Annotated in this window: 10 protein-coding genes; 5 read left to right on the top strand and 5 right to left on the bottom strand. The window is 40.9% G+C overall.

Features of this window, described 5'->3' with window-relative positions; all coding sequences use genetic code 11:
• Nucleotides 1-52: 52 nt before the first annotated feature.
• The gene (locus tag RCC89_12085; GenBank protein ID WMJ73895.1) at nucleotides 53-709 is read left to right on the top strand and encodes a hypothetical protein; all 657 of its coding nucleotides are present in this window, start codon (nucleotides 53-55) and stop codon (nucleotides 707-709) included.
• 52 nt (nucleotides 710-761) lie between these two features.
• Nucleotides 762-1,241 carry a nucleoside deaminase gene (locus RCC89_12080; protein ID WMJ73894.1) on the top strand — a complete coding sequence of 160 codons (480 nt, stop codon included), beginning with the start codon at nucleotides 762-764 and terminating at the stop codon, nucleotides 1,239-1,241.
• A gap of 512 nt (nucleotides 1,242-1,753) precedes the next feature.
• Here RCC89_12080 and RCC89_12075 read toward each other — a convergent pair.
• From RCC89_12075 to RCC89_12060, 4 genes are all read right to left on the bottom strand, one after another.
• Nucleotides 1,754-1,975, bottom strand: a complete 222-nt coding sequence (locus RCC89_12075; GenBank protein ID WMJ73893.1) for a hypothetical protein — start codon at nucleotides 1,973-1,975, stop codon at nucleotides 1,754-1,756.
• Between the two features lie 277 nt (nucleotides 1,976-2,252).
• Nucleotides 2,253-3,275 carry an alpha/beta hydrolase gene (locus RCC89_12070; protein ID WMJ73892.1) on the bottom strand — a complete coding sequence of 341 codons (1,023 nt, stop codon included), beginning with the start codon at nucleotides 3,273-3,275 and terminating at the stop codon, nucleotides 2,253-2,255.
• Between the two features lie 23 nt (nucleotides 3,276-3,298).
• A complete protein-coding gene (locus RCC89_12065) occupies nucleotides 3,299-3,436 on the bottom strand; it encodes a hypothetical protein (protein WMJ73891.1) in 138 nt (45 codons plus the stop codon).
• Between the two features lie 392 nt (nucleotides 3,437-3,828).
• Entirely contained in the window at nucleotides 3,829-4,188 is a 360-nt protein-coding gene (locus RCC89_12060; GenBank protein ID WMJ73890.1) for an STAS/SEC14 domain-containing protein, read from the bottom strand.
• A 138-nt stretch (nucleotides 4,189-4,326) separates the two neighbouring features.
• Here RCC89_12060 and RCC89_12055 point away from each other — a divergent pair, with 138 nt between their 5' ends.
• Nucleotides 4,327-5,493, top strand: a complete 1,167-nt coding sequence (locus RCC89_12055) for a L,D-transpeptidase family protein (GenBank protein ID WMJ73889.1) — start codon at nucleotides 4,327-4,329, stop codon at nucleotides 5,491-5,493.
• A 54-nt stretch (nucleotides 5,494-5,547) separates the two neighbouring features.
• Here the strand turns inward: RCC89_12055 and RCC89_12050 are convergent, their stop codons facing one another.
• Entirely contained in the window at nucleotides 5,548-6,498 is a 951-nt protein-coding gene (locus RCC89_12050; GenBank protein ID WMJ73888.1) for an aldo/keto reductase, read from the bottom strand.
• 696 nt (nucleotides 6,499-7,194) lie between these two features.
• Here RCC89_12050 and RCC89_12045 point away from each other — a divergent pair.
• Together RCC89_12045 and RCC89_12040 are read left to right on the top strand one after the other, a co-directional pair.
• A complete protein-coding gene (locus RCC89_12045; GenBank protein WMJ73887.1) occupies nucleotides 7,195-14,187 on the top strand; it encodes a gliding motility-associated C-terminal domain-containing protein in 6,993 nt (2,330 codons plus the stop codon).
• A gap of 20 nt (nucleotides 14,188-14,207) precedes the next feature.
• Nucleotides 14,208-15,167: a type IX secretion system membrane protein PorP/SprF gene (locus RCC89_12040; GenBank protein ID WMJ73886.1), complete on the top strand. Its 960-nt coding sequence runs from the start codon at nucleotides 14,208-14,210 to the stop codon at nucleotides 15,165-15,167.
• Nucleotides 15,168-15,211: the final 44 nt, after the last annotated feature.

Raw genomic sequence — 15,211 nt, 5'->3', positions numbered from 1 at the left:
ACATTCTATAAAAAATATTATTTTACGCTAACAGCATTAAAACATAAAAGCTTTGCAAATTAGTATACCACAAGAACACGTTATTCCTTTGATCGAAAATATCAATAAAACAGCAAAAAAATATTCATACGGTCAAGAGAAACATAAAATAATAATTCAGGATCTACTTGGTAATGAAATTATTAATTTCAGATTACCTCTAAACATTTCATACCCAGAGTATGATAAAAACGATATAAACTACATTATACTTTTAATCCAATCTGGAAGTTGCTCTTTAGGAATGTATGAAGACGGAATAAATGTAGACCATAAAGTTTTTAAGTCATACATGGTTAGAAAAAAACAAGGAAAAAGTCAAATCAAGTACTTAAAGACCAAAGGAAAGTCAAGAGCGGGTTCAAGGGTAAGGTTAGGAAATACCGTAGAGTTTTTTGAAAACATCAATCACAGGCTCCAAGAGTACTTTGACAACTGGACTGTAAACAGAATTGCCATGAGCTGTTCTAAAATTTTGATTCCGTACCTTTTCAATTCAAAAGTACAATGTCCATTCAGTAAAAAAGACGACAGAATATATAAAATACCTAAGCATATTGAAACGCCTAACCATGAAGTACTGAACAACGTAAATCGCTTTCTACTGAAAGGGCATTTGATGTACAATGAAGAAAATCAAGATCTGGTGGATGAAATTTTGGACATATAAACATAATAGGACTTTTCATGTCAAATGATTGACGGTAAATACAATCAAGCTTATGCTAAAGGAAGAAAAAGAGAAATGGCTAAAAGAAGCTATAAAATTATCAGTACAAGGAGTTAAAAAACACAAAGGAGGTCCATTTGGAGCCGTTGTTGTAAAAAACGGACAAATTATAGGAAAAGGATTTAACCAAGTAACATCAAGCAATGACCCTACAGCGCATGCTGAAATAATAGCAATAAGAGAGGCTTGTAAATATTTAGATTCTTTTCAATTAGATGGTTGTGAAATCTATACAAGCTGTGAACCTTGTCCGATGTGCCTGGGGGCGATATATTGGGCAAGGCCTAAAGCCATTTACTATGCATGTACTAGAGAAACTGCGGCCGAGGCCGGTTTTGATGACTCGCTCATATATGATGAAATTAACAAGAGTGCTGAAAACAGAAAAATCCCTATGAAAAAAATTGACTTACCAAACGACCAAGAACCCTTTGATGAGTGGAAGAAAAAAGCAGATAAGACGGAGTATTAAACCACTACTTTTCGTAAACTATTACAAGGGGCGGTGGCATAAATAAAACTATAGGATTACCCATTTAAGTCTCTAGGAAGTAATAAGATTTTATTCTACGATAAAAATGCCTTTAAACTGCCTTTCTTAAATGGCGGTATGTCCCATTGTTAGAAAATAATACGGCCATTGATGAAATTGCGTTAAGAACTTTATAAGCATGGAGCGGCCAAAAAATTTGCTGTTTGAGCCCGACGCAAGGAGGGTGAGTTTCATCCCGATAGCTATCGGGATAGCGTAATGGTTATAAAGTTTAGCAAATTTCATCACAGGCCTTGACTTTTTTGCTTACTTTTTTTGTCTAAGAAAAAAAGTAAGGCCCTGCCGGCGAGGCAAAAAGTAACTAAACGAGCCCAAGTAAGCTAATAACACATAAGATATCTAATGGTTAACCCTATAAAAAAAAGCTTTTTTAAACAAAAAAACCTTAGGAGCTTTCCCCTAAGGTTTTTTAATCATTAGAAACTTTTTGCCTATTGACTCTTGTCTTTAATTTTTTCTTCAGCATCCTGCATTGCATATACCTTTTTAATGCTTTTTAACTCCTCCAAAGTTTCAAGCTCTTTATCCGAGGTAGGCTTGTTGCTGCCCGAGTATTCTTTAATGAACCTCTTGATTTCATTTTGCTTGTCCCTACGTGAAAGATACCTGCTTTTTACGACTTTTTCCATTACATTGTCAAAAGTAATCTTCATAAATGCGTTGTTTTTTTGTATTAAAAGATATGCAATAACTTGTTATTATGATGATTTTAAGAAAAGCAGTCAAACCTCACCCTTTTTACTACCAGTGCTTTAACTTAAAACAAGAAGTATATAGAACGTTTACTTGATTAACGTTTTCCTTACGGAAAAAACAACTTTTCTCAGAATAAACTTTGTATTCTTTGCGGCTCCTTATAATTGTTAACAAAGATATTTATAATTAGTTTAAAAATCATTGAAAAATATTAAAAACTAATAAAAGTTTCACTCAGCCATCCAGTAAATTAAAGATAGCTTCATGTATAACCCCCATATGCTCAGGTGCAAAATCATGTCCCATCTGAGGCACCCAAACACCTAAAGCTGCTGGTATTAAGTTTGCAGTTTTTTTACCGTGTTCTATAGGAATAAGCGGATCGTCTTCCCCATGAATGACCAAAGATGGCACTTTAACACCTTTCAAAGCACTTACCCTTGACCCGGAAGCATTGATAGCTGCAATATGCTGACGAAAAGCTCCCCTGTAAGGCGTATCGCGATTTCTCTTACTATATAAAGCTTTTTCGGCCAAAACTGCCATACGATCTTCTGATAAATAAGGCACAAAAACGCTGCGTGCAGCAATTCTTTGTCTCATTACCCCTACTTCAGAACCACCAATACCATACCTTAGACTAGCAGCGATAAGCCGAAGAAACAACTTCCTGTTCACCTGTGGCAGTTCAGGGTCATTTATATCAGCCGAAGACATAATAGAAGTAAGTGTCTGGACTCTGTGAGGGGTATGAATAGCCATACTTTGCCCGATCATCCCTCCCATAGAAATTCCTATAATATGGGCATTTTCAGCACCAACTTCATCCAATACAGATAAAGCATCCAAAGACATATCCTCTAAGGTGTACGGGTGATCAGCACTCCAGTCCCTCACTTTTTCTGAATTGCCAGTACTCCTATTATCATACCTAATCACATGATATCCATGATCTACCAAAGGTTCATAAAAAAACGCTGGCCATTCTAGAGCATCTCCCCCAAGTCCCATAATCAACAATACCGTTCCTTTAACTTCACCTAGAGGTTTTATGGACTCATACCATATTTCATAATCTCCAGACTTTACTTTTCCTGTATCCCCTACCACCAATTCAGGACTTTTTGAATTTAGAATATCCTGAATGATATCATCCGCCCTAGTGGGTAATGAAGGAGAAAAAGCAACTATAAGGATGACTAAACCAAGTATTAATGACAATAAAAAAAATGCACCCTTAATAACAATCTGCTTCATTCACATTTAAAGTGTCAAACCATTTACAAAAAAGTAAAATTACCAAACAAAAAATAAACAATGGCAGCAATTATCAATAAGGTCAAACATCCACAACCACCTCTGCCGCCAGAGCTGCTCAACAATTTACCAATTAATAATCCTTTCAATATTCGTCTCATAAAAATGCTTTTTTATTTAAAAAGTCTACAAATGTTTAAAGAGAAATTTCACATAAAATGTTTTACGACCAAGCTAAGTACAACCCGCGGAAAAAGTCACAAGTGTGCAGCATGGACAAGGTCTGCAAAATTTAAATCCGAAATATTCAACAGAGCTTTCTATTAGGCAACAAAACAAAAACAACTTTAAATCAGTCGGTTTCCTCACATTTGTGTCTTAACCTAGCGCTGCTATGCTTTACGAACCCAAAGCACTGATTTATTGTTATTTTGCTCCTCAAGACGAAACCTATCACATAAATTAAGGTTAAAGCTTTTTCAGCGACCATAAAAAAAGGCTGTCCTTGGACAGCCCCATATATGCAACAGAAAATGTTTATTGTTTAAATATATTACTCAGATATCCAATTTTTGGCTTCTTCCTTTTGTTCTGGTGAAAAGTATTTAATTTTTGCAGGGTTTACAAAGTCACTAGCCTTAGTAGCAAACTCTTCCCATTTTTTTTCACCAACAATAGCAACTTTTTCTAAGTCTGTGTAATGCTTAAACGAAAGTTTAAATTCATCCCATAAAGACTTAGGGTCTTCCCAACCTTCAAAATTCTCCAATTCTACATAAAGGTTAATCTTGCCATATTTGGCTACTGTTTCCTCTACCAAAGGAAACATTTGATTGTAGTCACTTTGATTAAGTTTTCCAGAAATTTTTGTAGCAAGAACGTTTTCCTGCGTCTTTTCAAGTAAATCAAACATAGTTTTCCCTCCTTTTACATACCCTTTTATATAACATTATAGATTAACAGACTAGTTCGATACCTCCCCGACCCCTACTGCTTTCTTACTATCTAACTTTTCTTTCGAATATGTTGTTTATTTATAAAGTACAATCTTATGAAATCAGAAAAGTATATATATCTTTTAGGAGTTGTGATTTTTTTAATGACATCCTTAGGTGCCAAGGCAAAAAGCCACAACAACCCCAAAAACCACCCACAGTATGAACAGTTACAAGAGGCATTGGAAAAGTACGAAGAAATTGCTAACAATGGTGGTTTTCATGAAGTCCCTTGGTTTGAAGGAGCTTTAAATTTAGGTGCTGTTTCAGATGTAGTGCCAGATATCAGAAAACGATTAGCAACAACTGGGGATATTGAAGAAGAAGCTGGCAAGTCTGACAGCCGGGAATATGATGAAGATGTGGCTTTAGCTGTAGGAAAGTTCCAAAAGAGGCACGGTCTCCAAGTAGACGGTATTACAGGCCCAGCTACACTTCAGCAAATGAACAAACCTATAGATGATAAATTAGAAAAAATAAAATTCTCTTTAGACAGTTGGGCGGACCTTCCAGAAGATTTAGGAGAAAAGTACATCTTTGTAAATATACCAGAGTTTGAACTCACTGCATACGAAGACAAAGATGACAAAAAGTTTTCTATGCGTGTTATCGTGGGAGATGAATACAATGGGCAAGAAACACCTGCCTTCAACGATAGCATGCAATATATAGAGTTTAACCCTTATTGGAATATTCCTCACAGTATTGTCCAAAGAACCATGCTGCCACAAGCTAGAGAAGATACCACTTATTTAGAAAGGAACAACTATGAGATAGTTGACCAGTTTGCCGAGGACGCTGAAGTTTTTGAAAACACCCAGGAGAATTTAGACCTACTTGAGCAAGAAGAATTATTTCTTAGACAAAAACCAGGACCAAACAATGCTATGGGGCAGATGAAGTTTATGTTTCCTAATGAATATGCCATATACCTTCATGACACTCCACAAGATCACCTTTTTGATGTAGAAGAAAGGACTTTTAGTAATGGGTGCATTCGTGTAGAAAACCCAGTAAAATTGGCAGAATATCTACTGAAAGACAATACCAACGCACCTGGACACTGGAACAGACAACGAATTATACAAGAAGCAAACCAAGATGAAACAACCCAGATTTACCTCATAGACAGGACTCCAATTTATATTATATATTGGACAGCATTTGTAGATGAAGACGGAAACTTAAACTTCCGGGACGACATTTATGATGAAAATGTTTAAAAAGGTAAAAAATAGACTTAATAAGTCAGGGAAAACAGTTCCCTGACTTAAACTTTAATTTCTTAAAGGTGGCGCCATAAATTCAGGCCCAACGGGATCTTTTACAGTCTTATTAATAATATCATCAATTAATTTCATATCCTCATGAGTAATTTTCCAACCAGATATTTCTTTGATAACATCTAGTTGCTGGGGCTTCCGAGCACCCCAAAGAGCCGTAGCGACACCTTGCTGAAGAATCCATCTGGCAGCTAAGTGTATGACACTTTTATTATAGTTACCAGCTATTTCATCTAACTTCTTCACCGCATCGAGATATTGAATATATCGAGGTTTTTGAAACTTAGGATCCTTTTTCCTTAAATCATCCCCTTCAAAAACAGTCTCCTCCTGCATCCTACCAGACAAAAGCCCACGACATATAGCACCATAGGTCATAAGAAAAATATTATTCTCTAAACAATATGGTAAATGCCTTTGCTCAATCTCCCTTTCAAAGAGGTTATAGGGAGGTTGCGAAAAATGAATAGGCGCTACTTCTCTGAAAGCATCCATCTGCTCATTATTATAATTGCTTACACCTATTGACCTTATTTTTCCTGATTTAAACAAGCTATACATAGCTTCTGCAGTTTCATGGAAAGGCACCAAAGTGTCTGGCCAATGAACAAACAAAATATCAACATAATCTGTTTGTAGCCTTTTTAAAGAATGTTCAACCTCTGACAATATCCGTTCCTTTGAAGCATTCCGGTGAACCTTTCCATTGTCGTCCCATTCAAGAGAGCATTTAGTAGAAACAATGAGCCCTTCACGTTTATTAATTTGGGCGATGGACTTTCCTACAATTCCCTCAGACCTGCCAAAACCATAAACCGGGGCAGTATCTATCAAGTTTACCCCCATTTGAAATGCCTTTACAATTGTATCTACACATTCCTTTTCATCACTTCCTCCCCACATCCAACCACCAATAGCCCATGTACCCAATCCAATCCGTGACATTTCCTTTTTTAAAACTGGAATATACATTTTCTCCATAGACGTCGATATTAAAGTTTAAAAATTAAAAAAGTATAAAAAGGTATTCTCAAATACTCTCCTTACAGTCTAATGATAAGCACAAATTAGTAAACCTTTTTAAAAGTACCATAAGCCAACACACTAATTCTCTCATTGTTTATAACCTATTCCAAGCCTAAATCAAAAATTTTCAAAAAAAATTCTATAGACTGATAAAGATAAAAGAAACAAAAAGAATAGATATTTTATAAAAATATTACAATATATTACATAAAAATCCAAGGAATAAATTGGTAGCAAAAAGGAAAAAAAAGCTGATTTTCTATATCTTTATTAGTTGAAAAGTCCCGCAAAAACACTAATAATACTATTTAAACATAAAAAAATATAAAAAAAACGAACCTATTTGATAAACATAAACCCAAGGAAAATAGTTTATGCAAACCATTAACAATCAACAATCTTACAGGGATTAAAAACATTTAGGTTACAGTGACCTACGGAAAAAGCAGGCGTAAGAATATTGTTTTTTCTGGTTTTTTATAGAAAATATTTATAAATTCCGGTTACAACTTTACCAATTTTGATATTAACCCTATAAATAACGTCTTTTAAGATTATCAGACAACTTAGAAAAAGTACATTAAAGTAGTCCAATTAATATATATACATTACATTATGGAATTAAAAAGGCCGAATTTTTTAATTTACAACAACCTGAAAAAATGCCTGCTGCTCATGCTGCTATTGGCATGGGTTACGGAAGGTAGTTCACAAAACGTGACCATCTCTGGAGGTAATACAGTTTCCACCATTATGTGTGCAAACGGATTTATGTACACATGGGGAGATAATGCCGGAGGCAGACTAGGTAATGCCAGTGGCGATCTTATAGTAAATCAAATTACTGAGGATGCCAGGGTACAGTTTCCTGATGATGACCCATATTTTACTTCTGAAGGCATTGATGGAATTTTAGTTCGAAATGTGGATGCAGGTTCAGGAGCCCACTTTGTTGCCTCTGACTGCCATGACGGTGTTTGGTCTTGGGGTATAAACTCTTATGGGCAAATAGGAATAGGAACTACTAGTGAAGTAGTAAATACGCCAACAAGGGTATTAGCCGGAGAAAGAGTAAATCCACCAGGGACTCATCCTGATTTAATGGATTACTTAATAAATATTGAATTTATAGGAGGAGGTAATGAAGCTACTTATGTTGTTACTGAAGAAGGTACTGTTCTGGCATGGGGAAATAATTCCGTAGGGCAGTTGGGTAATGGAGATCAAACTTTAGAGTACAGCGCAGAACCTGTTTATGTAAGAACTCCAGATGGGAACCCACTAGAGGGTATAATAGCAATTGAAGCAGGAGATAATACAGCTTATGCTTTAGGGGAAAATGGAAGAATTTACTCCTGGGGAGCAGGAGGTTTTGGAGAAGGGATGGAGAGGAGTAGATATATGCTAGGAAGAAACGCTGATGGTACTGCTAATAATGGAGAGGAGGAAGATGATGACTTTTGGGCTAGGCCAGTTATAATGGCAGACGGCACCCCTTTAGAAAACATCGTAAGCCTTGGTGTTGGAGACGTTATGGTTTATGCCCTAGATGAAGATGGTTATGTATGGGCATGGGGAAATGGAGGTTGGAATGGTCTAAATGGGACAACTCCTGATTGGGGAAACCAAGAATATGGTGACCCTCCTCACTCAGACCCTAGAAGAGTCTTAGCTGGTGAATGGGGAGAGGAAACCGGTGAAGAGTATTTAAGAGCTATATCTGTTTCGGGCGGTCAAGGTTTTGGAACTGCCGTTACTATAGATAACAGACCTGTTTCATGGGGTAACAATATAGGTTGTGAAGACGGAATTGGAGGAGTACTAGGTAATGGGGAATCAGGCAACGAAACCGAAGGAGCTTTTACACCTGTTTTTATTCGAAGACAAAATGGCGAAATAGATAATAATGTTACAGAAATTTCTGCCGCCGATACATGGGGGTTCTATGTAACGGATGATATGAATTTTTATGCTTGGGGTAATAACCATGTAGGACAACTTGGGGTTGGGGACACTGATTGCAGATATTTTGCTGTTCCATTTAACCCTGGGGAATGTCGGCCACCAGACCCTGCGCCTGAAGTAAGGCTTAGTCCAAGAGACTTAACTGTATGTGAAGAGGTATTAAGTGAAGAAGGGCAATTAATAGATGCGGTTTTTAATTTAGGAGAAGATGCAGACCAGCAGGTAAGAGCAAGATATGAAGTTATATGGTATAAAGACGATGAGGCGTTCTTAACTGGAACTGCTGATGACAATACAATATTTACACAGGAAGTTTTTGAACCTGGGGAATATAAAATAACTATTGAATACACAGGTGATGATGTTCCATGTACTGTTTATGAGTTAGCAAAGGATTCTATAAACATTTCAGTTTTTGAACAAGAGTTCACTGTACCTGATGATTTAGAGTTCTGTGGGGACACTATTTTCACTAATGTAGAAACAGGAGAAGGTACTTATGACTGGTATACAGAATTAACTGGTGGTGACTTTTTAGGCAGAAGCTATAGAACTGATTCAGCATTAATTCTTGCAGAAAATGTCACTGAAATTTCAGAAGAGGATGATGGAACTTACTACACGGTTTATGTAGAAGAGTCTGGACACGTGAATGGGTCTATACCTCAAGGCTGCACTAATTCCAACCCCAACCAAACAAACGACTATCAAATAGATAACAACAGTAGGGTGGCATCACAGATCACGGTTTACGGAGAAGAAGTTGTAGTTGACACAGTAACCGTACTTCAACATGGTGAATGGGACTCGACTCCTGAAGATGAAAATGATTGGCAAGTTTGTATATATGGAACCCAGCCGGGTGCTCAAGCGAACACTTTAGCTGCTGATCCTAACACCGTCATTGGCTGTGGTCCTGTTACAAGCTTACCTGGCAATGATGGACAAGGCTTTTCTGAAATAAAAATACCAGTAAACGTAACCCTTGAAGGTTCTGAATCTGGAAGGCATTATTTTATTGGCTTTAGCAGTGCAAACACTGCCAGTCATATAAGAATGTCAGAGTGTACTGATGGTTACCCTGTCAATGACGATATACCAGATGAAGACCTTTTAGCATTAACAGCTTTACAAGAAGGGCAAAATACTAATGCCCAATCTAACACAATTAGAGGGCCTTTTCCTAACATTCAGTTTTCAGGTCCTCAAAAGTTCTGTACAAGAGTACCTGTGCTAATAAAAGAAGATTGCCCTTGTACTCCTCCAAATGAGCTTACTATCGCTCCGTCTGATACTGTAAGGCTTTGTGAAGGCTCAGAGCTTCTTCTGGAAGCAACAGTTGATACTACTGATCTTAATCCACTAAATGAAAACTTTTACTTCACTTGGTACTTAGATGAAGATCAGCTTGGCGCACCTTCTGTAGATTATGAAGATATTGATATTGCCGAAATCACTGTTGACCAAAGCGGACTTTACAGAATTAGAGTGGAAGACGGTACTACCGGAAACTCTAGCTGCTACTTAGAAGACTCTGTTTACGTCATTGTCGACGAACCTGTAGACCCGGGATCTATTGTTGATGAAGAACAAGTCATCTGTGTTGGCACAATACCAGATGCCCTACTTTCTGACGAACCTGCATCAGGCGGAAACGACTCAGGAGACTTCGATTACCAGTGGCAAAGCTCCCTAACCGGGGACGAGGAAGATTTTGATGACATTGCCGGTGCAGATGAGGAAGACTTTACACCTGATGCACTTGAAGAAAGTACTTATTTTAGAAGAATGGCAACTTCAGGGGAGTGCCCTCCAACCTATACAGATCCAGTCCTTGTAACTGTTATAGATGAAGTTGACCCTGGTGAGATCGGAGAAGACGTAGAAATTTGTATCAATACAATTCCTCCAACAATTGAAGAAACCGTTGCTGCAAGCGGCGGAGATGAGGATTTTGTTTATCAGTGGGAGGTGTCAATAGACGGAGACACTTGGGATGAAATAGATGGTGAAACAAGTATAGATTATTCTCCGTCTGACCCAATAAGTGAAGAGACTTATTATAGAAGAAGAGTTTCAGCAGGACCATGCGACTCTGTTTACTCTAACATTGTTACTATATCTATTACCCCAGTACTGACAGGTGGCGCCATCAGCCAAGACCAAAGAACCTGCTACGATGTAGAACCTGACTTCCCATTGGTAAGCGAACAAGATGCCGATGGCGGGGACGGAACCTATGAGTACACCTGGCAGTCTGCCTCTCTGGACGATCCTGAGAACTGGACACCGGAAAGTGCTGCCGATGGCAGTGAACTTGTACTTGGTGCCCTTACCGAAAGCAGGATGTACAGACGTATGGTAGTGTCGGGTGACAACGAAGAGTGTAATACTGCTTATTCCGACACCGTCACTGTTACTGTTTATGAGATGACAGAACCAGGCACCATCGGTGACCCGGAGATCATTTGCTATAACGGAACGCCTTCGGAACTGATCAATGTTGACCTGCCTACGGAAGGCGATACCGAAGAGGTTGTACCTTATACATACCGCTGGTTATATGCAGAAGAAAGCGCACCAGGCTCTTGGGCCGCTGCCGGAGGAACGGGAGAGAATTTCCAGCCGGGGCAACTTACCGAAACCACTTGGTTTGTAAGGGAAGTTACTTCTGGCAACTGCCCTCCTGTAGAGTCTGACCCTATAGAGATTGCTGTTACAGACCCACTGGAGCCGGGCGCTATCGGGGACGACACAACCATATGCGCAGGTTCTTCGCCTGGCACTATTGCGGAAATTGACCCTGCCGAAGGCGGTGGCGGAGGCTATACCTACGTTTGGGAAAAATCTGAGGACAACGGCCCATGGGAAGTGATAGATGACGAAACAGCTTTTGAATACACCCCTGACAATGTCCTTGTCGATACAAGGTACAGAAGGATTGTGTCCACCGATGTTTGCGATGCAGAAGAGTCAAATATCGTCACAGTCTCTGTACTGCCAGGGCTTGACCCAGGAGAGATTGCCGATGACCAGGCCATCTGTTACGATACCCAGCCAGACGAGATCATTAGCGTGTCATCGGCACAGGGCGGTACAGGAGATTTTGACTACTCTTGGCTCTATGCGACCGAAGACGATATCGCAAATGACGACTGGAACCCAATAACTGGCGAAGATGGCCTTACCTATACCCCGGACAACCTTACCGAGTCTACCTATTTTGCCAGAATGGTAGTGTCCGGTACGGGCGACTGTAACACTTCTGTTACCATGCCTGTATTCATCGAGGTATATGAAGACTTGACCCCTGGCGCTATCGAAGATGACCAGGAAATTTGCGAGGACGAAACTCCTGAGCCGATCACAGAGCTTACGCCTGCTGCAGGAGGAGACGGTGACTATGCCTACACTTGGGAAATGACAGAAGACAATGGCACTACCTGGACAACAATAAGTGGCGCAACGACTGCAACCTATGCACCTGGCGCGCTTACCCAGACCACTATCTACAGAAGGAACGTGACTTCGGGCGACTGTGGCACGGTAACATCGAACATGGTAGAAATCGATGTGACCCCAAATGAAGCGGTAGACGTTTCAATCACCAACCCAGGGAATACGTGTATCGGGGAAAACATGACTTTCAATGCAACCCCTCAAAATGAAGGAAATTCCCCTGTATATGCCTGGTATGTCAATGATACCGAAGTACCGGGGGGAACAGGATCCAGTTTCACTACCGATGACCTCAATGACGGGGACAGGGTAAAAGTGATACTTACTTCTTCTATAGAATGTACAACAAACAACCCGGCAGAGTCAAACGAAGAAGTGGCGGACATCACCACTTCAGTGATCCCTGCCGTAACGATCAACAACCCGGATGATATCTGTGAAGGTGAAGAAGTGAACTTTACGGCCAACCCTTCTGGTGGCGGGAACACTCCTACCTACGAGTGGTTTGTAAACGGTGTATCGCAAGGACCGGAAGACTTAGTTGCCACATGGTCAAGCGACCAGTTGCAAGATGGAGACGAGGTACACGTGGTCATGACCTCTAGCTCACAATGTATCGATGCGAGCGTTAGCGATGAAGCAACCTCCAACACCCATGAGATGGAAGTGATCGAGAATGCGGTTGTAAGTGTGTCCATAAGCGCCAACCCTGCTTCAAGGGAGTGCGAAGGCACACCGGTCACCTTTACGGCCACTCCGACCAACGAAGGCACCTCCCCTACTTACCAATGGTATGTCAACGGGCAGCCAACAGGGATGAACAATCCGGTATTTGAAGCGGACGACCTAGAAGACGAAGACGAGGTATGGGTAGAGATGGAGTCGTCGCTTAGATGTGTCGTGCAAAGGGATGCTGCCTCAAACATCCATGAGATGGAAGTCGAGCCGATAGTACCCGTTTCTGTTTCCCTACAAGGGCCTTCAGGAACCATTTGCGAAGGTGCAGAAGCCACCTTTACCGCTACCCCGACCAATGGCGGGTCAAACCCTACATACCAGTGGTTTGTAGAAGGACAGTTGCAAGCCGAAACAAGCGACGTATTTGTGAGCGACGAGCTCAGTGACGATGATGAAGTTGAGGTAAGGCTTACCTCAAGCGAAATGTGCCCGGACGGCACGGCCAGCGACAACTTCACTGCCGACATATTTACCATGCCAGATATCAATGTCACCCCAACACCTGTGGTGATGTGCGAAGGAAGTTCTCAGCTATTGACACCTGACGTTAACGAATCAGGAAGTACCTATGAATGGTTTATCGACGGTACAAGCACAGGACATAACTCAAGGACTTACATGGCTTCTGAGACTGGAACACATACTGTATGGGTAGACTTCCCGCACGGATGCGGCAAGGAGTCGGAGCCGGCAGAGGTGACCGTACTGCCTGAGCCTGACCCTGTGATCAACGAAGACAGCACGACCATTTGTGAAGACGAATATGCTACTTTCACTGTGGACGCCTCTGACAACAACAACTCGATACAGTGGTACCTGAACGGTATGCCTATAGACGGTGAGACCGGCCATACCATACATATCAACGAGCCGGGCTTGCTGACGGTAGTCGAAGACAACGGGACATGCAACACTAGGTCTACAGAAGTGCCGCTGGTAGTGATACCAAACCCTGTTCCATATGCCGGGGAAGACGTGACGGTAATAGAAGGGGATCCGGTACAACTGACGGCAACTGGCGGGGAAACATTTAGCTGGTACCCTGAAGACGGGCTGGACGACCCGAACATCCCTAACCCGGTTTTCATTTCGGAAGACAACATTACCTATACGGTAACGGTGGCAAACGAGCACTGTGAGGGACAGGACGAAGTGAACATTACGGTCCAAAAGCCGATCGTGGTACGCAACTCGTTCACGCCAAACGGTGACAACATAAACGACACTTGGTACATCGAGAACCTGGAAAGGTTCCCGGACGCAAGGATCGAGATATACAACAGGTGGGGTAGTCTTGTATGGTTGTCAGATGGCCCTGCCGAGTGGGACGGTACAAACTTCAGGAACAACGAAGATTTGCCGGTGGCCACTTATTACTATGTCATCATCCTTAATTCTGAAATATTTGACAAGCCATATACTGGCCATGTAACTATTGTGAGATAATTATAAGACAAAGATAAAACATGAAAAAACTACTAATATTCTTTTTCCTGCAATTATCTGTAGTTGCAGTATTTGGCCAGCAAAGGCCCCAGTACTCCCAGTATATGGTGAACCCGTTCCTGCTCAACCCCGCGGTGGCAGGAACGGAAGACTATGCTGATTTCAGGGCCGGTTACAGAAATCAATGGATCGGGTTTCCAGGCGCACCGACCACTATCTACCTTAGTGGACATGCCCCCATAGGAAAGGGAATGGTACAGAACAACAGGACAAGGGTCAAAAAGAACGGGTTCCATGCTGTAGGTGGTGTCGTGTCAAACGATGTCACAGGGCCAAGCAGCAGGTTGACAATTACCGCTTCCTACGCTTACCACCTAAAAATTGCCCCTAAAACTTTTATCTCCATGGGTATATCGGGTGGAATGCAGCAATATATGTTGGACGAGTCACAACTGACCACTGTAGTGGACAACGACCCGATGATTCACGGTATTTCAAATACCTCGTTGGCAGATGTAAGTACAGGCTTCTGGTTGTACAACCCTAACTATTTTGTGGGCGGTTCCATTAGCCAGATATTCAACCCTGTTATTTTCAACCACCATACCAATGAGATGGAAAACCATGGAAGGCTTAACCACCATTACTTCATAACTTCCGGTGTAAGGATCCCATTGGATCATGACTGGTCGTTGGTGCCATCGGTACTACTTAAAGGCGTCACCCCTGCCCCACTATCTTTTGACGTAAACTGCAAGATCAGGTACCAAAACATTGCATGGGGCGGTATCTCCTACAGACGTACAGATGCAGTGGCAGCCATGGTAGGCTTTATATTGAACGACAGGTTTGACATTAGTTATTCTTATGACTTCATCACCTCCAATATCAGGCACTATACAGGAGGTAGCCACGAAATTGTCATAGGTTATAGAATGCCACTCGCTCCGGGACTTGTATGCCCTTCTAAGTATTGGTAAGAAAATAATACCTCAATAAAAAAAGACTGTTGCTATTTGCGACA

This window comes from Cytophagaceae bacterium ABcell3 (assembly GCA_030913385.1).
In the GTDB taxonomy this organism is placed as follows: Bacteria; Bacteroidota; Bacteroidia; order Cytophagales; family Cytophagaceae; genus ABcell3.
Note: the sequence above shows the minus strand (reverse complement) of the source record. Positions and strands in the feature narration are given on the sequence as shown.

What these genes read in the sequence shown, in the direction of transcription:
- RCC89_12080 (WMJ73894.1), top strand. Translation starts at nt 762, where the DNA reads ATGCTAAAGGAAGAAAAAGAGAAATGGCTAAAAGAAGCTATAAAATTA.
- RCC89_12075 (WMJ73893.1), bottom strand. Translation starts at nt 1,975, where the DNA reads ATGAAGATTACTTTTGACAATGTAATGGAAAAAGTCGTAAAAAGCAGG.
- RCC89_12070 (WMJ73892.1), bottom strand. Translation starts at nt 3,275, where the DNA reads ATGAAGCAGATTGTTATTAAGGGTGCATTTTTTTTATTGTCATTAATA.
- RCC89_12065 (WMJ73891.1), bottom strand. Translation starts at nt 3,436, where the DNA reads ATGAGACGAATATTGAAAGGATTATTAATTGGTAAATTGTTGAGCAGC.
- RCC89_12060 (WMJ73890.1), bottom strand. Translation starts at nt 4,188, where the DNA reads ATGTTTGATTTACTTGAAAAGACGCAGGAAAACGTTCTTGCTACAAAA.
- RCC89_12055 (WMJ73889.1), top strand. Translation starts at nt 4,327, where the DNA reads ATGAAATCAGAAAAGTATATATATCTTTTAGGAGTTGTGATTTTTTTA.
- RCC89_12050 (WMJ73888.1), bottom strand. Translation starts at nt 6,498, where the DNA reads ATGTCACGGATTGGATTGGGTACATGGGCTATTGGTGGTTGGATGTGG.
- RCC89_12045 (WMJ73887.1), top strand. Translation starts at nt 7,195, where the DNA reads ATGGAATTAAAAAGGCCGAATTTTTTAATTTACAACAACCTGAAAAAA.
- RCC89_12040 (WMJ73886.1), top strand. Translation starts at nt 14,208, where the DNA reads ATGAAAAAACTACTAATATTCTTTTTCCTGCAATTATCTGTAGTTGCA.